The sequence below is a fragment of the Bifidobacterium sp. UTCIF-39 genome (genome assembly GCF_006408715.1).
In the GTDB taxonomy this organism is placed as follows: Bacteria; Actinomycetota; Actinomycetes; order Actinomycetales; family Bifidobacteriaceae; genus Galliscardovia; species Galliscardovia tissieri.
The window spans coordinates 165,762-186,976 of record NZ_JEOG01000001.1 but is presented as its reverse complement, the minus strand read 5'-3'; the positions used below and the strand labels follow the sequence as shown (position 1 = coordinate 186,976).

General features: G+C 61.5%; 14 protein-coding genes. 5 read left to right on the top strand and 9 right to left on the bottom strand.

All coding sequences use genetic code 11. The annotated features are described in order from the left end of the window. Positions 1-274: 274 nt before the first annotated feature. The 3 genes from EP30_RS00645 to hxlB all read left to right on the top strand — a co-directional run bounded on the left by EP30_RS00645 (position 275) and on the right by hxlB (position 2,618). Positions 275-1,246, top strand: a complete 972-nt coding sequence (locus tag EP30_RS00645; protein ID WP_140555240.1) for a sugar kinase — start codon at positions 275-277, stop codon at positions 1,244-1,246. After that, positions 1,243-1,869 carry an orotidine 5'-phosphate decarboxylase / HUMPS family protein gene (locus tag EP30_RS00640; RefSeq protein WP_140555238.1) on the top strand — a complete coding sequence of 209 codons (627 nt, stop codon included), beginning with the start codon at positions 1,243-1,245 and terminating at the stop codon, positions 1,867-1,869. The genes EP30_RS00645 and EP30_RS00640 overlap by 4 nt, the downstream gene beginning before the upstream one ends. A 119-nt stretch (positions 1,870-1,988) precedes the next feature. Further along, positions 1,989-2,618 carry a 6-phospho-3-hexuloisomerase gene (gene hxlB, locus EP30_RS00635; RefSeq protein WP_140555236.1) on the top strand — a complete coding sequence of 210 codons (630 nt, stop codon included), beginning with the start codon at positions 1,989-1,991 and terminating at the stop codon, positions 2,616-2,618. A 524-nt stretch (positions 2,619-3,142) separates the two neighbouring features. On the opposite strand, the gene EP30_RS00630 is transcribed toward hxlB, so the two are convergent. From EP30_RS00630 to uxaC, 3 genes are all read right to left on the bottom strand, one after another. Continuing rightward, positions 3,143-4,273, bottom strand: a complete 1,131-nt coding sequence (locus tag EP30_RS00630; RefSeq protein ID WP_140555234.1) for a mannonate dehydratase — start codon at positions 4,271-4,273, stop codon at positions 3,143-3,145. A gap of 138 nt (positions 4,274-4,411) precedes the next feature. Beyond that, positions 4,412-6,049: a mannitol dehydrogenase family protein gene (locus EP30_RS00625; RefSeq protein ID WP_140555232.1), complete on the bottom strand. Its 1,638-nt coding sequence runs from the start codon at positions 6,047-6,049 to the stop codon at positions 4,412-4,414. A gap of 345 nt (positions 6,050-6,394) precedes the next feature. Continuing rightward, positions 6,395-7,801 carry a glucuronate isomerase gene (gene uxaC / locus EP30_RS00620; RefSeq protein WP_223848131.1) on the bottom strand — a complete coding sequence of 469 codons (1,407 nt, stop codon included), beginning with the start codon at positions 7,799-7,801 and terminating at the stop codon, positions 6,395-6,397. A 203-nt stretch (positions 7,802-8,004) separates the two neighbouring features. On the opposite strand from uxaC, the gene EP30_RS00615 reads away from it, so the two are divergent. Further along, complete coding sequence (locus EP30_RS00615; protein WP_140555230.1) at positions 8,005-9,180, top strand: LacI family DNA-binding transcriptional regulator; 1,176 nt, start codon at positions 8,005-8,007, stop codon at positions 9,178-9,180. Between the two features lie 27 nt (positions 9,181-9,207). Here EP30_RS00615 and EP30_RS00610 read toward each other — a convergent pair whose 3' ends face one another. From EP30_RS00610 to EP30_RS00590, 5 genes are all read right to left on the bottom strand, one after another. Then, the gene (locus tag EP30_RS00610) at positions 9,208-12,000 is read right to left on the bottom strand and encodes a family 16 glycoside hydrolase (protein ID WP_140555228.1); all 2,793 of its coding nucleotides are present in this window, start codon (positions 11,998-12,000) and stop codon (positions 9,208-9,210) included. Positions 12,001-12,047: 47 nt separating this feature from the next. Then, positions 12,048-12,932, bottom strand: coding sequence for a hypothetical protein (locus EP30_RS00605; protein ID WP_140555226.1), 885 nt, complete (start codon positions 12,930-12,932; stop codon positions 12,048-12,050). A 765-nt stretch (positions 12,933-13,697) separates the two neighbouring features. Next, positions 13,698-14,591 (bottom strand): carbohydrate ABC transporter permease, encoded by an 894-nt coding sequence (locus tag EP30_RS00600; protein WP_094662267.1) that lies wholly within the window; start codon positions 14,589-14,591, stop codon positions 13,698-13,700. A 1-nt stretch (position 14,592) separates the two neighbouring features. Next, positions 14,593-15,552 carry a carbohydrate ABC transporter permease gene (locus tag EP30_RS00595; RefSeq protein ID WP_094662265.1) on the bottom strand — a complete coding sequence of 320 codons (960 nt, stop codon included), beginning with the start codon at positions 15,550-15,552 and terminating at the stop codon, positions 14,593-14,595. Between the two features lie 203 nt (positions 15,553-15,755). Then, a complete protein-coding gene (locus tag EP30_RS00590) occupies positions 15,756-17,105 on the bottom strand; it encodes an ABC transporter substrate-binding protein (RefSeq protein ID WP_094662263.1) in 1,350 nt (449 codons plus the stop codon). 386 nt (positions 17,106-17,491) lie between these two features. Between EP30_RS00590 and EP30_RS00585 the strand changes: the two genes are divergently transcribed. Then, entirely contained in the window at positions 17,492-19,042 is a 1,551-nt protein-coding gene (locus tag EP30_RS00585; RefSeq protein WP_140555224.1) for a glycoside hydrolase family 30 beta sandwich domain-containing protein, read from the top strand. A 430-nt stretch (positions 19,043-19,472) separates the two neighbouring features. Here the strand turns inward: EP30_RS00585 and EP30_RS00580 are convergent, their stop codons facing one another. Continuing rightward, complete coding sequence (locus EP30_RS00580) at positions 19,473-21,062, bottom strand: glycoside hydrolase family 30 beta sandwich domain-containing protein (RefSeq protein ID WP_140555222.1); 1,590 nt, start codon at positions 21,060-21,062, stop codon at positions 19,473-19,475. Positions 21,063-21,215: the final 153 nt, after the last annotated feature.

The following is a 21,215-nucleotide window of genomic DNA, read 5'->3' as shown; positions in this document are numbered from 1 at the left end:
GATTCGTCCTGATTCACGGAGTCCGGCATCGGCCCGACTGAGTACCGAGGTTTCGGCACTGACAGCTTGTGTACTGGCAGCCTCTGTACTGGCAGCCTGGGCGCGACCGGACTCCATCCCCAATCTTTTCCACGCCATCCACGGCGTACGAACATTCTTCATCCCCGCTCCCACCGAACACACTCCGCAGCCTCCCAGCTCCGCCCCGACTCCCCCGTCCCTCACTCTCTTTCCACACACCACACCACACACACAACCCATAAAGGACCCCGCAATGCCAGAAGTCATGACCATCGGCGAACCCATGGTGAACCTCATCGCCGACTCCGACCAGACCTACATGGAAGCCCGCACCCTGCCCACCCAGATGGCCGGCGCCGAATTCAACGTCGCCATCGGCGTACGCCGTCAGGGCCACACCGTCAGCTACGTGACCACGCTCGGCAGCGACTGGCAGGGCGACATGATCGTCGACTACATGACCAACGCCGGCATCGACACCGCCAACATCCGCCGCAGCACCGAAGCCGCCACCGGCTCCCAGCTCAAGGTGGTCCTGCCCGACGGCGATCCCAAGGTCATCTACTTCCGCAAGGGCTCGGCCGCCAGCCGCACCACGCCCGACATCGTCGACGGCATCGATTTCAGCGGACTGCGCATCCTGCACGTATCCGGCGTGTTCGCAGCGCTCGCCGACAACACGTACGCCACCATCGAACGACTGATCGACGCCGCCCACGACCACGGTGCGATCGTCACGTTCGACCCGAACCCGCGACCCACGCTGTGGTCCAGCGAAGCGAAAATGATCCGCGCCACCAACGCGCTCGCCACCAAATGCGACGTGTTCATGCCCGGCATGTCGGAGGGGCAGATGTTCTCCGGACGCGAGGACGCGCGTGACGTGGCCGACTTCTATCTCGACATGGGCGTGCGGCAGGTGATCATCAAGCTCGGCGCCAACGGATCGGCGTTGTTCTCACGCAACGACGACGGCGAGCGCGTGGAGACCGTGGTACCCAGTTTCGTGGTGGACGTGGTCGACACCGTGGGCGCCGGCGACGGATTCGCATCCGGCGCGATCACGGCGCTGCTGGAGGATCTGCCCGCCGACCGTCTGCTCGAGCGCGCGAATGCCGTGGGCGCGATCCAGGTGACCAGCGTCTCCGATTCGGAGGGGCTGCCGAGCCGCGAACAGCTTGACTCATTCATCGCCAACACTCCCAGAAAGGAAGTATCGCTGTGAAACTGCAGGTTGCGATTGATCGTGTGGATATTCCACGCGCGGTGGAGATCATCCGTCAGGTGGCCGATTCGGCCGACGTGATCGAAGTGGGAACGTCGCTGACCAAGGAGTTCGGTGTGCGTGCGCTCGGTCCACTGATCGAGGCGGCGAACGGCACCGCCGTGCTCGGCGATATCAAGACGTGCGACGAGGGACGGTACGAATTCGATCTCGGATTCGACTGCGGATTCCGGTATCTGACCGTGATGGGATCGTCGTCGAAGGGCACGCTCGACGTGTGTTATGCGTCCGCCGAAACGCATGACGGCGTGATGATGATCGATCTGCTGGAGTGCGACGACGATCGTATCGAACGGATCAGCGACTACGACAACGCCGTGTATTGTCTGCACACGTCGGTCGATTCCGGCGCGACGGCCGATCCGGTCGGTCAGGTGCGTGCGTTCAAGGCGCGATATCCGCAGATTCGTCATATCGCCATCGCCGGCGGCATTACGAAGGATCAGCTGGCCGGACTCGCCGCCGAGGGCGTGGAGATCGCGATCATGGGGTCGGCCATCACCAAGGCCGCCGATATCGCCGCCGCCTGCGCCGAGTGCAAGGCCGCGTGCAGAACCGCGTGACGGCCGAATGCGAACCTGCAGGCAAGACCGGACTTGAGACCTCAATCTCTTAGTGTGATCACACTAAGGGATTGCACACGACCGTTACTAACCAAAAACACCAAGGAAAAGAGTTGATCATGACCAACGAAACCACCACTGTCAACGCAACCACTGTCAACGCAGCCACTGTCAACGAAACCGCCACCACGTCCGTCACCGCCACCGAGCCGCGCGTACTTGATCAGATCGTCGAGGAGATCCATGGCGTTATCGCCAAGATGGACGAACACGATCTCATCGCCGCGCGTGACATCATCGGCCGCAACGACCGCGTGTACGCCACCGGTGAGGGCCGCTCCGGATTCCAGGCGCGCAGCTTCGCCATGCGCATGATGCACATCGGATACACAAGCTACATGATGGGCGAAACGATCTGCCCGTCCATGCATGAGGGCGATGTACTGCTCGCCATCTCCGGCTCGGGCAAGACCCGCAAGACCGTGGAGGACGCCGAGGCCGCGAAGAAGCTCGGCGTGAAGGTGATCGCCGTCACGTCGAAGCCGGAGTCGCCGCTGGCCGCCGCCGCGGACGTCGTGATTCTGGTGCCGGGCCGTGTGAAGGGTGAGGCCGGCGGTTCGATCCAGCTGCTGAGCTCGCTGTTCGATCAGAGCGTGCATATCGCCCTCGACGCGCTGTGCCTGTTGCTGTCACGCCGCGACAACGTATCCGACGCGCAGGCCAACGCCAACCACGCCAACGTGGAGTAACCGCGACGGCCGCGACGACTGTTCGTGTTGTCACTGCGGATTGATCATCAATCCGTTCCAGACCCGCAGCGAGAAACACCACTCGCTGCGGGTCTGTTGTCAGTGGATCATGAACCCGCAGTATGGAATCACGCACGGTGCGGTTTTTCTATCGGCCCATATCAGACCCGCAGTATGGGATTATGTACGCTGCGGGTTCGGTGACAGATTGCGTCAGATACGCATTGAACGTGTCTTTCCGGTGCTTGTTTGACGTATACGTGTGTCACATAGGCATGACGTTCACCGTTTCGACTCGGTGCCACGCGCATATACGACATATACGACGCGCATATACGACGAGGGGCTTCCCGCGCGCACCAGCACGGGAAGCCCCTCGGTCAACGGAAGATCAACCACCACGATCAGTCGACCGCTTTGGCTGGAGCGAGCATCGACCCGTTGGACCGAACCGTCTTCACCATCACAACGATCGTGCAGACCGAACTGTCACCGGATCACGCTCGGAGAATGGAAACCGACGACTACTTGTTGTACTTGACGGTGTCCCACACACCCAGCAGGTACTGGATGCCGAGAGCGCGGTCGTACAGGCCGTAGCCCGGGCGCGGCTTGTGCTCCGGGGTGTTCTCGTTCCACAGGTGACGGCCGTGGTCCGGACGGATGTAGCCCTGGTAGTCGGCCTCGGCGTACGCCTTCATGATGCCGATGGTGTCCACGTCACCCTCGGATGCGCGGTGGCCCACCTCGGAGAAGGAGCCGGCCTCGTCGAGGAACTTGATGTTGCGCACGTGGCTGAAGTGGATGCGGTCCATGAACGTCTTGACGGCGTCGACCGGGTCGTTGCCGCGGCGGGACGAGAACGAACCGAGGCACAGGCACAGTCCGTTGTACGGGCTCGGGTTGAGGTCGAGCACGCGCTGGATGCCTTCCTTGGAGGACACGACGCGCGGCCAGCCGAACAGATCGAAGGCCGGGTCGTCGGGGTGCACGGCGAGCTTGACGTCGTACTTCTCGCAGGTGGGGATCACGGCGTCCAGGAACACCTTGTAGTTCTCGTAGTACTTGTCGTGATCGATGCCCTTGTAGGCCTCGATGAACTCGGGCAGGTGGGCCAGACGCTCCGGCTCCCAGCCCGGCATGGTCAAGTTGCCGGCACCGTTGAGGGTCTCGTCGATCAGAGCCTGCGGGTCGGTGAGCTGGGCGACCTTGTGAGCATCGTAGTACAGGGCGGTGGAGCCGTCCGGGCTCGGGTGGAACATGTCGGTGCGCAGCCAGTCGAACACGGGCATGAAGTTGTAGGTGACGACCTTCACGCCGGCCTTGCCGAGGTTCTCGATGGTCTTGATGTAGTTGTCGAGCGCCTCGTCGCGGCTCATGCCGAGCATGGTCTTGCCGGTCTTGATGGACTCGTGCACGTTGACGGATTCGACGACGTCGGCATTGAACGTCTTGGTGATGCCGCGCTTGCGGTCGTCCTCGGAGAGACCGGTGATGAGCTTCATCTCATGCTCGATCTCCTCCGGCTCCCACAGTTCACCGGCCTGCTTGTGGTGCAGGGACCAGACGATCGTCTCGACACCGGGAATCTGGCGGATGTCATCCAGCGAAATGGTGTCGTTACCCTCGCCGTACCAGCGGAAACCCATCTTCATAATGATGATCCTTTGCTTGTTGTCGGTTTTTGGTTGTCTGTGTTGTCTGTGTTGTCTGTGTTGTCTGACGAGGGAAGGGGTCGTTCCCTTCCCTCGCTTGAATGATTCAGTTGGTCGTAGTCGTAAGACGACTCAGACTCAGAGACCGAGTTCCTTCTCAAGAACCGGGTGCAGCGTACCGGTGCCGGCCGCGAACTCCTTGAAGTACTTGACGATCTTCTCGGCGAGCGGGGTCTGCGTGAGGTCCACGTTCCACAGGGTCGCGTCGGCGAGAATCGGCTTGAGCACCTCGTCGGCCTTGGACAGGTCGCCGCCCAGGGTGAGCGGGCTCAGGGCGTTCTGCAGCTCGGCCATACGCGGATCCGGGCTCAGCGTGATCTCGTTGCCGTTGTCGTCGGTGGCCTTGCCGTCCTTGCCAAGCAGCAGACGCAGCCAGGCGGCGATGGCCAGCGGAATGGCGACGAGTTCGTTCACGTTGTGATCGGGGGACTCGATGTACTTCTTGATGGTCACACCGTAGCGGATCGGCACCTTCTGCGAGGTGTCGGTGGAGATGCGGGCCGGGGAGTCAGGCAGGCTCGGGTTCGGCACGCGCACGTCGATGACCTTCTCGGCGAAGTCCTTCGGGGAGAAGATGCCCGGGTCGGCCACAACCGGCAGACCCTCCACGTAGGACAGGCGCTCGGCGAGAGCCTTGAGATCCGGATCGGCGATGGTCTTGCTCATGGAGTCGTAGCTCATCAGGCGACCGGTGGTGGCCAGCGCGGTGTGCACCGGGTTGAGGCAGGTGGTGACCTTCATCTCGTCGGAGTCGTTGACGGTGTCGCGGTCGCCCAGGAACACGCCGGCCTTCTCAAGCTCGGGGCGTCCGTTCGGGAACTGATCCTCGATAACCAGGTACCAGGTCTCCTCGGAGTTGGCGAACGGAGCCACGTTGGTGCCCTTGGCGGTGTGGAAGATCTCGTTGTCGGCGAAGCCCTTGTCGGCGAGCAGCTTGGAGACGGACTCGGCCGGGTTCGGGGTGATGCGGTCGATCATGCTCAGCGGGAAGGCCACCTTATCGGGGTCGTCCACGTAGGCAACGAACTCGTCCGGCACGAAGCCCTTGTCGGCCCACAGCTGGGCGAACTCAACGATGACGGCACGGAAGCGGTCGCCGTTCTGGGAGAAGTTGTCGGTGCTGACCATGGAGATCGGCTTGGCGCCGGCCTTGAAGCGCTCGAACAGCAGCGCGGTGATGGCACCCATGGCGGACACGGCGGAGTCGGGGCCGTTCTCGACCTCGGGCTTGATCCACGGCAGCAGTTCGCCGTCGTTGTTCTTGATCGAGTAGCCCTTCTCGGTGATGGTGACGGTGACGAACTGCAGTTCGGGGTTGGTGAAGACCTTGACCAGACCGTCCCACACCTCGTCGTGCTGCTTGACGCCGAAGGATTCGGCGACGGATGCCACGAGCTCGGTGTCGATCGAGCCGTCGGACTTGAGGATGACGGACAGGCCGCGGTTGTCAAACGGCTTGAACGCGTCGGTGACGATGTCGGCATCGAAGGTCTCGGCGACGATCACGCCGGACTTGGTCAGGCCCTGATTGAGCAGGCTCTGCGCGATGAGCGCGTGAACCTCACGGAACAGGTTGCCCGCGCCGAAGTGCACCCAGTAGGGGTGTTCGGCGGTGTAGGCCTTGACGGCCTCCGGATCGTACTGCGGCAGCGTAACGCCGGCAGCCTCCCATTCGGCTGCATTGGCCTTGAAATCATCAGTCAGATGAAGAACCATGATTGACGTTTTCCTTCCATTGATGTGCCGCGCACCTTCGTTGGCACGCGTCGCTGATATTCAGTCTATGTGAATTCGTGTTCGATATTGGCAAGTAGCCATGGTTTGCCACAGTCGTGATCCATGGCCAAAACGACGTTGCAATTCATCATTGCGATTCACCGTGCAATTCGTATATATCGTCGTATCTATTCGTATATATCGAATGTGCAACGCCGTACATGAGAATCGGCCTTGCGGCCGGTGTGATTCCAACGGTTCATGATCGATGATGCATGATCAGCGTGTCATGATTCCGAAGTGTCATCGCACCGGCCGAAGACCGATTCTGCTATCGCTCAACGCTCAGTCGAGCTTGAAGACCTTGCGCGGCACGGCCTGCACGGAGTCGCGGACCACGCGCTTGCCTTCCTCGAGGCTCAGACGGTGGTCGGCCACCAGTCCGGCGACGAAGCGGCAGGTCAGACGACGGTTCATGTCGTGACGGGCCGGGATGGAGCACAGGGCGCGGGTGTCGTCGATGAAGCCGGACAGCTTGGTGAAGCCGGCGGCGGTGGTCACCGCGTTGAGGTAGCGCAGGATCGGTTCCGGGGAGTCGATGAACCACCACGGGGCACCCACGTAGAAGCCCGGGTAGAAGCCGGCCAGCGGGGCGAGCTCGCGGGAGTACACGGTCTCGTCCATGGTGAAGGCCACGAAGTGGAAGTCCTTGTTGGAGCCGTACTGGTTGAGCATCGGCTGCAGGGCGGCGGCGAACTCGGCGCGGGCCGGGATATCGGCACCGGTATCGGGACCGTAGGTGGCGAGGTTGCCCTTGTCGTAGCTACGGAACACGGACGGGTGCACGGTCATGACCAGGCCGTCCTCCTGGGCGAGGCGGATCTGATCGTTGAAGAACGTGCGGCGCAGACGGGTGGCGTCCTCTTCGCTGATCGTGCCGTCGAGGGCCTCCTTGTACAGGGCGGGCAGCTCGTCGTCCGGCACGCGGTCGGAGCGCACGTCGTCGTGGGAGTGGTCGGACAGCACGGCACCGTGCTCCTTGAAGTACAGACGGCGCTTGCGCATGGCCTCGAAGAAACCTTCGTAGGTGGAGGTGTCCTCACCGGTCACCTCGCCGAGCTTGGCCACCTGGGCGGCCCAGTCCGGGGTCTTCTTGGGCTCGAGCAGCTTGTCGGGGCGGAAGGCCGGCGCAAGGCGGGCCGGGAAGTCGGGGTCGGCGTTGGTCTCGTCGTGCAGGTGCAGGTCATCGAACGTGTCGTCGGTGGTGGAGATGAACTCGAGGTTGAACTTCTTCACCAGGGCACGAGTGGAGAATTCGTCGGTCTTCAGCAGCGCGTCGAGCTCGTCGTAGATCTCGCCGGCGGTGTCGGGGCCGAATTCCTTGTCGATGCCGAATACGTTGGCCAGTGCGTCCTCGAACCAGTAGCGCATCGGGGTGCCTGCGTAGGCGTACCAGTACTTGCCGAACAGCTCGAACGCGTGCTTGGACTGCTCAGGGGTGAACTCCTTCTGGTTCACGCCCAGATCCTTGAGCTCAACGCCCTGCGAGTGCATGATGCGGGTCACGTAATGGTCGGGCGTGATGAACAGCTCGGTGGGGTTGGCGAAGTGGTAGTCCTTGTCGTGGAACCACTGAATCGGCACGTGGCCGTGGGGGGAGATGATCGGCAGATCCTTCACTTCCGCGTACAGTTCGCGAGTGATGTCGCGCAGCGCGGGATCGGCGGGAAACAGCCTATCAGCGTTAACCATGGAAACTCCTTTGTTTGCTATATCCTCCATTTCGATTATCGGATTGAGGACGCCGCGCATCATGATGTTGCCACTATTTGCCGACGTTTGGCATCGGTGACGGTTTTATCGTGCACATCGTTCCGATAATGCGACTGATGGAGAACTTTGATGCAGACCGGTAAAGTAAGGAAACAGTAGACAACGATCAGGAGTGAACATTAATGAACTCACCGATGGATGCCAACGACGGCAACGAGACCGCCGAAGATCATGATATCGCCGACCCGAAGACCGCCGACGCCGGCATGAACGGCCCCGATGACACCGATACCGCCAGCGATCACGCCAGCACGGGCGGCACAGGTAGGCGCAAGATGGCCACGATCCGCGACGTGGCCAAGGCGGTGGGCGTATCGCCATCCACGGTGTCGCGTGCGTTCGCGCGACCGGGCCGCGTGAGCGCGGAAACCGCACGACGTATCCGCGACGCCGCCGATCGTCTCGGATATCGCGCAAAGGCGATCACTTCGCTGAACATGAACGATTCCGATCAGCTCAACGGACTGCTGGCCATCACCGTGGCCGATCTGGGCAATCCGATCTTCGCCGACTACGTGAAAAGCGCGCAGCATCAGTGTCTGCGCAAGGGATTCGGTTTGCTGATCATCGATTTCGAGGAGACGCATCTGATCGAACGCAAGGCGCTGAAGCTGGCCATGCATCATGTGGATGGACTGATCCTCGCGTCGTCGCGCTCCTCCGATGCCACGATTCGCAAACTCGCCGAGATCAAGCCGCTGATCGTACTGAACAGGCCCATTCGCGGCGTGCATTCAATCGTCCCCGACGCGCAGCAGGGCGTGGCCGAGGCCGTGGAATATCTGATGCAACTAGGTCATAGCGAGCTGACGTATCTGTCCGGCCCCGAGGCGTCATGGCAGGATGGCCGACGTTGGCGCGTGCTGTCGCAGTACTGCTCGAAGGCGGGCATGCGACTGCGCCGCATCTCCTCCAATGCGCCGTCGTACAGCGGCGGATACCGGTATTCCGACGAATTCATGCGCAATCCGACGACCGCGGTGATCGCATACAACGACATCGTGGCCATCGGATTCATCAAGGCGTTGCAGGCCAAGGGCATGCGCGTACCGGAGGAGGTGAGCGTGGTCGGCATCGACGACACCCCGATCAGTTCGCTGGTGGACCCGGCGTTGTCGACGGTGCGACTGCCACGCAAGGAACCCGCCGAGCAGGCGGTCGACGAGATCATCGCGCAGCTGCGTCACGCACAAGCCGAGTCGGCCATGCCGACGACGAAGTTCCTCAGATCGACGTTCATTCCGCGCGCCAGCACCGGCCCCGCGTCGTCGGACATCCATCTGCTGCGACTGCACTAGGGGTTCACTGCGACTGCACTAGGGCTCTTACAGCACGCCGACCGCGTCAAGCGTGAACGGCGTGCTGCCGTCCGCGAGCGCGAACGTGATGCGATGCGTACCGGCCGGTAGCCCACGCAGCTGGAATGCGGTGCGCAGCGATGCCGTAGTGGGGTGCACGGTCATGCCGGACCGTACCAACACGCCGTCCACGTAGGCGTTGAGTCGCGCGCTGCCGTCACTCGGACCGAACAGGTCCACGCCGGAACCGTCGGTCGTCAGGCTCACCGAGGCGCCGGCCGCGAGCGCCACCGATTCGGTGCGCTGATACGTGTACATGCCCTTGCCGTTGTCGTGCGTCCATTCGCCGGAGTATTCGAGCCCCGGCACCGTGGTATCGCATTCGTCGACGTCTTCGGCACAGTCGTCGCGACTCCCCTCCCACGAGGTCATATGCATGTCGTCGATCAGATGACGATAATACGGCGCGAATCCGGGCAGTCGTTCCACACGCAGATTGTCGAACAGCACATGGTCGAAACTGGTGCCCAGCTGCACACGTCCCGCGGTCTGCGGATGCGGATCGCGCCACGAGGTCACGCGCACACCGTTGATGAACACGGTGACCGTATCGGCGGCCACTTCGAGCTCCACGCGGTTCCACTCCCCCGATCCGGTCTTGAATCCGGTGCCGTCGAGTTCAAGATCCACGCCGTGACCGCGGCGCACCTCGTTGCCGTAGTTGCGTAGCAGCCACACGCCGTCGGCACGCAGCTTGAAATCGTATGCGGCCAGATCGGTGCTGAACTTGGAGCCGCCCATCTCGCGGGCGCCGATCAGTACGTATGGCGCACGACCGGGATACTCCTCGAACAGCACGTCCACGCCCACGCGATAGTTGGCCCATCGCAGGTCGCCGATCGACGTACGAGGATCGCCCTCGATCCACGCGTTGCCGGCGTGGTTCCAGTCGATCTGCTGACGCAGCACATGACCGCCATGGCCACGCGACGCGTCACCGGTCAGATAGCCGTTGTCCACCAGCACATTGGTGGCCACGACCTCGAACGCGCCGTTCGTATCGGTCGTGTACCGCGCCGACGCGCCCGTTTCGCCGCCACGACTGGTCAGGTAGTCATCCTTCACCAGATCGTCGTATTTGAACACGTCCACCGGAGGCTGGTCGGCGTAGTCGAAATCGTCGGCGTACAGCAGCGTGCCGTTCGGATCCACATCGAGCACATCGCGCGTCCGCTCGTCCGTATGCGGCACGCCCACCGCGGGCACCTCGTCCGGCGACAGCGTGGTGGCGGTCACCACCGACCACGGTTCGACCACGATCGTGCACACACCGTTCGCCGGCTCGACCGCGTTGACGACCTGCAGATAGTCGCTGTCGTACGCACGGCCCGGTTCGGCGGCGCGCGTCCGCCACACGTGCAGCGGACGGCCCTCGCCGGCGAATCCACGCGCCTCGATGCGGTAGACGCGCTCGTAGCCGCTGTCGTTCACGATCACCGTGGAATAGTTCGATGCGTCGGGCGACACCAGCGTCAGCGCGGACGGCTCGCCATGACGGGCGCCGCACACCGGATTGTTGCCATCCACTTCGCATACGCTCGCCTCGGGCACCGCGCGCCACGCACGATCGTCATAGCCCAGTTCCGCGAATCGGCAGAAATGCTCCAACACGGTCAGACCGGCGTCGTAGTAGATCCAGCCGCTCCACGGGTCACGTGCGGAGATCAGCTCCTTATGCGAATACTCCAGACCCTCGTAGAACGATCCGATGGCCGGCTGATAGATCGCGTTCGTACGACGGGACTTCACAAAGCCCTTGATGATCGTATTTCCCATTTCCAGCGGCGAGCCGATGCCGCCCAGACGGGTGCCCACACGACCGGCGCCACGGCCATCGTCCATCGTGTTGTTCGGACGATCGGCGGAATTCGAGAACGTGGCCTGCGCCTCCGAATTCCAGATCTCCTTGTCGAATTCGTCCGCCAGACGGGTGAAATTGCCCTCGTCGTCGTCGCGCACGCTGTAGTGGTAGGCGGCGATGTCGATCGTATCGCGCAGCTCCCGGTCGGCCACCAGATCGTCGCCGAATGTGCCCGTCGTCTCCTCGTCGGACGTGATCACGCGGATGCAGCGGAACAGTTCCTGCTCACGCCCGTCACGGAACCCGGCGTTCGGATCATCCGGGCCGTTGCCGATGAATCCGGTCGTGTCGTTGGCCACGCGATGCCGGAATTCGGCCACCCACGCCAGATCGGCGGTGCGTTCGTTTACGTCGGGATTCACCGTGTCGACCATGTAGCCGTATTCGCGGTAGACGGCGAGAATGGTGTTCTTGTACCAGTGGTAGATGTCGTCGTTCGACCGCACCCAGGTGGGGGCGTGCCAGCGCAGCATGCTTACGTGCAGCCGCGGCTGATAGCGGCGGGCATCGGCGGCGAGTTGGAAGCCGGGCTCGCGTCGCACGGCCGGGTATTCGTCGCGGTCGCGCATGGTGGCGACGTTCGGCCCGGTGGAATTGTTGCGATCGTTGCCCATCTCCACTTTGACGAGGTTCATGATCGGGCGCGGACCGCCGAACAGCGTTTCGATCAGACGCCAATAGTCGTCCGGATGGGCTGCCTTGTAGTCCATGAGCAGACTTGACGTGGCGTTGCCGGACAGCACGCCGAAGCCCTTGAAGGTCAGACCATGACGGCTGGCGATGGCGTTGTCGACAGCTTCGGCGTCGATGCGGATATCCACCGCGCCGAGTGGCGACGACGGGGCCGGAAACTGCGGCGTGGCCGGCGATGAGGATGATGCAGATGCGGATGATGCCATGATGACCCCCTGAATCGTGGTGGCTGGTGATGACCGATCGGCTGTGATCACTGCTGCCAGTCGGACTGGGCGTTGAAGAAGTTGTTGCCGCGACTCTGCGCGCTGTACATGTCGATGATGCGCTTGTCCTTGCTCTCATTGGCCATGAGCACGAACAGCTTGTCCGCCTGCCAGCGGGCCGACGCCCACAGCATATAGCCGACCACACCGGTGCCGAGCAGCAGGAACAGGATCGGACTCCACGTGACCAGTGCGAAACCGAACGCCGCCAGCACGATGCCCGACACGATGATCATGTAGAAACGGCGAACCGACAGCATCACCGCGTTCTTTACCGTAACCAGCCACTTCGCCTTCGGATACTCGGCCACCAGCACCAGCGAGATCAGCCAGGCCTGAGCGAGGAACACCAGGCACACGGCCAGCATCGGCGTCACATACACGCCGAACGGCATCTGCGCGAAGATCTGCATGTTGTACAGGAAGCAGAACGCCAGCAGAGCGAACGTGAAGCCCATGATCAGCGAACGGACGAACACACGGGCGTAGGCGCGGAAATACGGCCTGATCACGGCGGCGTTGTGGTTCGGGTCCACATACGGACGGGCGATCCAGTCCGGCGGGAAATCCTTCTCGTCGGCATGATCCTGCCACACCTTGGCGCGCAATGCGGAATTGCCCGAGAACAGCGTGGGCTGATCACGGAAGACGGCGAACAGGGCGGCGATGCCCGGCGTGCTCAGCGCAAGGGCAACCAGATACAGCGCGTAGTACGAAAGATCGTGCACGAATCCGGAGACCAGCAGCAGCGGCAGCATGCCCACCAGTGAGCACCATCCAAGTGCCAGGATAACGAAGATGGAATTCGCGACCGTAAGGAACGTGCCGGCGAAATTCGAGGACGACTGCTTCTGTGGAGTGTTTTCTGCCATGGCCGTCATGGTACTCCTTCAAGGTTGAGGTGGATGGGTGGGTGGACCGGGAAAGATGGGATGGACGAGGGCGCGTGCGGGTCGGGTGATGTGACGGATATGGAAAAGGCCGTTTGCGAAGGCCGATTTGGCAGGCGGTCTTCGCAAACGGCCGACGCAGCCACAGGAAGGAAGAAACACGGCTGCGCGATTGATTCGGGAGGGGAAGAATGTAGGGCGGTTGTGGGTGTGGGACCGCCGTGGGGTAAGGTTTTGCAGCTCTTCATAGGGAGAGCTGGGAGTGGGATTTGAGGTCCTTCGGACTCCTCGGTTTTCGCTTGCTGGAAAGCTGAGGAGTGAGGGGGTGATGTCCTTCGGATTCTTTGATGGATTGGTTGGAGTCTGGAAGGGTGATGAGATTTTGAGGTCCTTCGGTTTCCGTTTTCTTTGGGAAAAGGTCTGGAAAGAAGGATTTGAGGTCCTTCGGACTCCTTATTTGGGAGGAGTCTGAAGGACGAGTTTGGTGTTATGGAGAGAAGGCTGGCGGCCTTCGCCTGACGGGCAGTCGACTTTGTGCCCGTCAGTCCTGCAAGAGTTGAGAATCCTTCGGATTCCGCTTTACTGGCTTCGGCCGCCCTTGGCGGGCGGCCTTCGCCTGATCGCCAACGGCTCAGTCCTGCAATTATGGAGAATCCTTCGGATTCCGCCTTGCTGGCTTCGGCCGCCCTTGGCGGGCGGCCTTCGCCTGAGCCTATGCGACAGTCCACTGGACTGTCGCATAACGGCTCAGCCCTTCATACCAGAAGTTGCGATGCCTTCGATGAACTGCTTCTGACCGATGAGGAAGACGATCAGGATCGGGATCACCGACATCACGGAGCCGGTCATGATCATGGCGTAATCCGCGGAGTTCTGCGAGATGAACGTCTTCAGACCAAGCTGGATGGTGTAGAGGCTGGGGCTACGCAAGTAGATCAACGGACCCATGTAGTCGTTCCACGTATTCGTGAAGGTGATGATACCCAGGGCGGCGATCGACGGGCCGGACAACGGCAACACGATCCTACGGTAGATGCCGAACTCCGACAGACCATCGAGTCGGGCGGCCTCCGAAAGCTCCTCCGGGATGGTGTCGTAGAACTGCTTCATCATGAACACACCGAACGCACCGAACGCCTGCAGCAGGATGATGGACCAACGGGTATCGGATAGACCGATCGCGGACAGGATCTTGAACTGCGGGATCATGTAGGCCTGCCACGGCACGGCCATGGTGGCGATGTAGATCAGGAACAGCACGTTGCGACCACGGAACTTGACCTTGGAGAAGCCGTAGGCGGCGAACGAACCGGTGAACACCTGCAGGAACGTCACGCAGATGGCGAAGAACACGGTGTTGCCCACCCAGACGAGCATGTTCGAGTCGGACCAGATGTTGATGTAGTTCTCCCAGTGCCACACGCTCGGCAGCCACTTCATCGGAACCAGAAAGACCTCGTTGTTGGGCTTGAAGGAAGCGAGGGTCATCCAGATGAACGGCAGCAGGACGAACAGGGAGCACAGGATCATGGCGACATAGCCGATGATTGTGCCGATGATCTTACCCGGCGATGTGGGCTTCTTGTTGAAGGGAACGTCGGCGGAGCTGACCGCGTTCGGGAATGCAGTCTGTGCAGTCATCTCACTTCTCCTTAGCGTTGTTGTACCAGAACTGAATCAGAGTGATGACCATGCAGAGCGCGAACAGCACCAGCGAGACCGTGCTGGAGTAGCCGAAGTCGCTGCGTTCGAATGCCACACGGTAGACGTATTGCGCAAGCACGAGGGTGCTGGTACCAGGTCCACCGTTGGTCATGACCAAGGTAAGATCAAGGATCTTGAAGGAGCCGATGGTCAGCGTGACCATCACGAAGAACAGGGTGGGGCGCATGCAGGGCACGGTGACCTTCCAGAAACGCTGCCATGCGTTGGCACCGTCGAGTTCGGCGGCCTCGTAGAGCTCGTTCGGAATGGTCTGCAGACCGGCGAGCAGCAGGATCATGAAGTAGCCGGCCTCACGCCACGTGGCCACGATGATCACGGCGGGCATTGCCCACGTGGTGGATCCGAGCCAGCCGGGCACGTTGTCAGTGAAGATGCCGAGGAACTGGTTGATCACACCGCTCCTGGCGTCGAACAGCATGTTCCACACCTGGGCGACGGCCACGATCGAGGTGATGTAGGGGAAGAAGGCGACCGTACGGAAGAAGGCGCGTCCCTTGAGCTTGGAGTTGAGCAGCACCGCCAGACCGAAGGCGATGATCAGCGTCAGCGGGATGTGGACGACAGAGTAGTAGATGGTGTTCCAGAATGCATCCTGGAACACGCTATCGCGTGTAAGACGCTTCCAGTTGGTGGCACCTGTCCAGACCGGATCGCCGAATGCGCTCCAACGCGTGTTCGCGATGTAGAACAGCACACAGACCGGGATGAGAATCAGAAAGATGAATCCGAGGAAGTTCGGCGTGATGAATGCTACGCCATGCAGGAAGTTACGTCGCGAAATAGCCGCGCTCGACATCTTCCCCGTGTTGTGCTGGGGCTTGTTTCCGCCCCCGCGAGTGGCCGTCTTCGAATCGGCCTGGGCAGCCGTGTGGGACATGACCGCTGACTCCTTTCGCTTGAACCGCTCATGTTGTTGTTCGTTTTTCTGTGTTTTGTGCGGTTCGCGATCGATTTATGGCATTGAAAAGGCACGGCCCGGGTTATGAGCCAGGACCGCGCCTGTGGAAGAAAGAGGAAATAGGAGAGATATGAAGAGAGGTGGATTTGGCTCCCGCTGTCAGAGGCGAGAGCCAAGTGTCATCACTCGGTGACCAGACCCTGATCCTTGATGTCCTGGGTCGCCTTGGCGAGCGCGTCGTTCGCGGAGGCGGTCTCGGTCATGATCGAGGAGTGGGCATCCTTGAGCAGGGAGATGATGGTATCGGAGCCCTCACCAACCGGGTTCTCCGGCTTGGTGTCGTGCTCCTGCCAGGCCTTCTTGGTCAGGTCATCGGTAGCCATGCCGTCCACGGAGAAGTAGGTCTGGGCAACGGCGTCGGAGAAGTAGGCCGGGGTGGTAGCGATCTTGGCGAGGGCCTCAGCACCGCCTTCACCGGCGCAGAACTTCACGAACTCCTTGGCAGCGGCCAGCTTCTGACCGGTGGACTTGGAGGAGACGGCCAGACCGGTCGGATCACCGAAGGTCACCGGCTTGTCGGAGCTCTTGGTATCCGGGTTCTGCGGGATCGGAGCGATACCCCAGGTGAACTGGTCGGCGTCACCGGACTTCTGCTGCTTCACCAGCGTGGCGGCGTACCAGGTGCCCATCGGCATCATGGCGGCCTTCTGGGTACCGAACTGGGCCTGATACTGGACGGCGGTGGAGTTGGAGGTGTTCCAGTCGATGGTCAGCTTCTCGTCCTGCCACTTCAGGGCACGCTCGTAGAACGGCTTCATGTAGTCGAACTTGGCCTTGAAGAAGTTGGTGTCGGGCTTGTAGCCGGTCTGGGCCAGGGCGAAGGCCTGAACCACGGACTGCCAGTTGTGCTGGTAGATCGGGTAGACGGAGTTGGCGTCGTAGCCGGCAGCCGGGAGCTTGGTCTTGAGGTCCTCGGCGGCCTTGGTGTAGTCATCCCACGTCCAGGTGCCGTCCGGAGTGGCCACGCCGGCCTTCTCCATCATGTCCTTGTTGTAGAAGAGAACCCAGGAATCCTGACGGTACGGCATGGCGTAGTACTTGCCGTCCAGCTCGTAGTTGGAGATGTCGATGTTCTTGTCGGACTTGTAGGTGTCCGCGATGTCGTTGAGCTCGGCCAGACCACCGGACTGGGAGTACGTGTAGTACTTCTGCAGGTTCTTGATCGGGAAGACGTCGGGCTGGGCGCCGGAGGAGATATCGGCGGTCAGCTGCTTGTCGTAGTCGTCTGCGGAGTATTCCTTGACGTTCACCTTGACGTTCGGGTACTTGGCCATGAAGGCGTCGGCGAGGGTCTGGAACTCAGGGGTGGAGCTCAGGGACCAACCGGCGAAGGTGATCTCCGTCTTGGCGTTCTTGTCGAAGGCATCGGAGCTTCCGGAAGCCGCGGAGTCGCTGCCGCCACCGCATCCGGTCAGAGCCAGACCCAGGACAGAAGCCACCGCGACAGCCTTGAACACGCGATTCAACTTCATTGTTCTTCCTTTCGTTTACTTCGGCTGCATTGCCGCTATCAGAGTCCCGTCAACCCGATTGAACCAACTTCACGTTCCGTTCGTTTCGGGTCTTTCGTTATCTGTTGCTTTCGATCATACACGTTCATTAATGATCAATTCGGAATGTTGCCAAAATTTGTCTTCGATTTTTCTGTGATCAATGCCATCCGATCATAGCGATGATTACGCAAACGTTCAGTATTTTCAACGAAAGCATCGACTTGATCACCAGAAGAACACGCCCAACACGCCGAATGATCAGATATGACCATGTTCATTTGTGATTATAATTGATTGTAAGTTTATCAATGTCGATTGTTCAATGATGAACTCAGTCACCTGTATATAAGGAAGCAGAAGGAGCAATGATGACCAGCTACCGTACGGAATACTGGACTCGCACGAGCGGCGATCTCGCCGATCGTCGTACCCCGATCCCCACGCCGGAGATCAAGGGCAACGATGATGCCGCGAACGCCGTCAAGATCGTGATCGACCCCACCCGTCAATACCAGCTGTGGGAGGGTGCCGGCGCGGCCATCACCGACTCCAGCGCATCCCTGTTCATGCAGTCCATGAGTCCGGAACAGCGCCACGCCATCCTCACCGAGATGTTCGATCCCGAGCAGGGCGGCTTCTCCTCCGTACGTATCTCCATCGGTTCGTGCGACTTCTCCAGCCAGGCCTACTACTCCTACGACGATCTGCCCGACGGCGTGGCCGCCGATCCCGCGCTCGACCACTTCTCCATTGGCGAAGGCGAGCCCGGTGCGCCCGACGCCACCAAGGATCTCAAGAACGTGGTGCCCGTGCTGCAGGAGATCCTAGCGATCAATCCGGCAGTCAAGGTCATGGCCTCCCCGTGGAGCGCACCCGCCTGGATGAAGACCAGCGGCCGACTCGACGGTGCCGGGCGTCTGCGTCTCGGCGAGTACGTGGGCAACGGCTACCGGTACCAGGACACCATCGACTACGTGTACGCGCAGTACTTCGTCAAGTTCATCGCCGCCTACGAATCGTACGGCATTCCGATCTCGTCCGTGACCATGCAGAACGAGCCGAGCAACGGCTGCCCGTGGCCGATCACCGTGTGGACGCCCGAGGAACTCACCGCATGGGGCGCGAACTATCTGCGTCCGGCGCTCGACAAGACCTATCCCGACGTGGAGATCTACTTCGGCGACGACTCGCTGCGCTTCTGGCAGCGTCCGGCCAGCGACTACATGACCCCCGAGCAGGCGAACGCATTCGCCGGCGCCGCGTTCCACACCTACTCCGGCCTGCCGCACTGGGTGCACAACGGCACCCGTCAGTTCCCGCACTGGAAGGCCGCCATGACCGAACGCCGCTGCATGCTCGACGACACCGTGGCCGAGGCGTCGCACGTGATGTTCGGCGAGATCGGCACCTGGCTCGTGCGCAACGGCGTGGGCCTGATCAACCTGTGGAACATGGCGCTTGACGAGCAGGGCTTCCCGTCGTGGGCCGGCACGTCCGGACGCCGCGGCGTGATCACCATCGATTCGAGCACCGGCAAGGTGATCCGCAATCTCGAATACTTCATGCTGCGCAACTACGGTCAGGACGTGGCCGTGGGCTCCCGTCGCGTGGCATCCACCAACCACACGCCCGACGGTCGTCACGGCGGACTCGGTTCGGTCGCCTTCCTCGCGCCGAACGGCGATCTGGCCGGATTCCTCTACAACCCGACCGGCGAGCCGATCGAGGCCGCGGTGACAGTGAACGGCGACGGCGCGCGTTGGCAGACGGTGACCGTACCCGCCTACGGCACGGTGAGCTTCCACAAATCGGTCGAGGAGTCCGTGAACACCACGCAGGCCCCCGTCGACGACGAATTCGAGATCACCTACACGCCGCACCCCGCCGACGATCACGACGAAACGCTCTTCGAGTAGTCGCGCGATCGAATCATAAACTCACTACTCACTCGCGAAGGCCCGTGCCGAACATTCGGTGCGGGCCTTCGTCATGCAGCCGTTCCCCAGACCACGTCGGCCCGCGTAACGTTAGGTGGGCCGCGTTACGTGGGCCGCGACTGTTACGCGGGCCGTCCGCGGCCCACGTAACAGTCGATAGAAACGTTGAATTTTCAACGATTTTGCGACCCCGTTACGTGGGCCGTACACGGCCCACGTAACACAACACGGCCCACGTAACAAAACAACCCGGCCCATGTGACGGCGAGAATTGGGCATGAAAAAAAGGGCTCCCCCATCAACTGGGAGAGCCCACAGGCCAGAACCCGGGAGTGCAAAGCGCCGAGTGCACAGAGCACCGAAAACACCCCGGAACCGGCCCGGCGTTCAGATCACCGGCGGCAAGACGTCACTCGTCCTGACCCCAGACGCGAACCTTGCCAGGGGCCACGTCGCCGAGCAGGTGCTTCGGCGCCGGGTTGAGCTCGAACTCGTCGTCGGCCGGCGGCTCGGACACGTTGATCGCGCCGTTGGACTTGTGCACGGTCACCACGCCCCAGGCCGGAACGGTGACCTTCTGCCACGCGCCGCCCTGACCGTTGATCGTCACCGCGGCCTCGATCGGCTCGCCGGTCGGGTTGTACACATGCGCGGCCACATCGCCTTCGGGCGAGAGGAACGCGACCGAGCCGAGTCCGCCGGACCATCCGTCGGGCGTGTGGTTGGTGGAGCGCACCACCACGGAGCCGGGCTTGACGTCCTGGCCGAACGCACGCAGCATGAAGTACTCGAGGTTGCGGATCACCTCGCCGGTCTCGTGCTGGATCGTCACCACGCCACGACGACCGGTGGCACCCACCTGGTTCGGCAGACCGCGTTCGTCAAGCGCGATGTTCCACAGCGCGATGAAGCTCTCGCCGTTGCGCACGAGCCAGTTGCCGATGATGCCGAGCATGATGTGCGCGGCGTCCTCGGGCGTCTCGTCGATCATGCAGCGGCGCTCGGTCATGCCGAACATCCAATGCGGGAACGAGCGGGATGCGTTGAAGAAGTTGGAGTACGGGCCCTCGTACGTGTGCACGGTGAAGCCGTCGACGCTGGCCGCCTGCTGCGGGGTGACAATCTCGTTGACCGGCCACAGGATGTTGTGCGTGGAGTCGTCGTTGATGAAGATGCGCATCTCCGGGAACTTCTGGTTCATGGCCGGGCGCAGGAACTTGTGGGCGAATTCGGCCTGCTGCTTGAGCGTCCACATCATGGCGGGCCACTTGGGCGCGTTGCTCGGCTCGTTCTGCACGGTCACGCCCCAGATCGGAATGCCGATCTTGGCCATCTCCTCGACGTACTTGACGAAGTAGCGCGCGTAGCAGCCCTCGAAGCTGTCGAGCATGGGGTCGAAGCCGTTGCCGGTCCACTCGTCGAAGCGCAGGTGACCGCCCTGGCACAGGTGGCCTGTGTTCTTCATCCATGCGGGGGCGCTCCACGGGGAGGCGATGATCTTCACGGCCGGGTTGATCTTGAGGATCTCGAGCACCACGGGGATGATGTACTTGAAGTCCTTGGTGGCGTCGGGCGCGCCGGGTTCGCCGGTGCCCAGCGAGAACTTGGTGAGCGCGTTGTCATGCTCGCCGAAGGGCAGATCGTCGTACGTGTAGTACGGCTGGGCGCTGGGCTCGCAGGAGCCGAGCGGGATGCGGATCACGGAGAAACCGCCCTTGGCGGGATTGAAGCAATCGTCGAGGAACGCATGACGCTGTTCGGCGTCCATGGATCCCCAGATGAGGGATGCGGCGGCGTCGGTGATGGCCGCGCCCGCACCGATCCACGGCTGCTTGCGGTCGGCCGGATCGATCACGATCGGCGTGGCATCGCCGGGTTCGGCGACATATTCGGGAGCGTTGATCGTTTCGCGACGCTGCGTGAGATCGCCCGAGGTGGCCGTCCAGAATTCGTTGGCGTACCGGGCCTGTGCTGCGGTGAGTACGGAATCGTCTGCCATGACTGTCCTTTGTCTTGTTCTTCGCGGTCGCCTCTTTGCCGACCACGCTCTTCCATTGATGACCATTTCAGTATATCGCACTTTTGTTCACATATAATCACTTTCAATCATTTTCCACAGTTTGTTTCATCGATGATCACTATGACACACTGG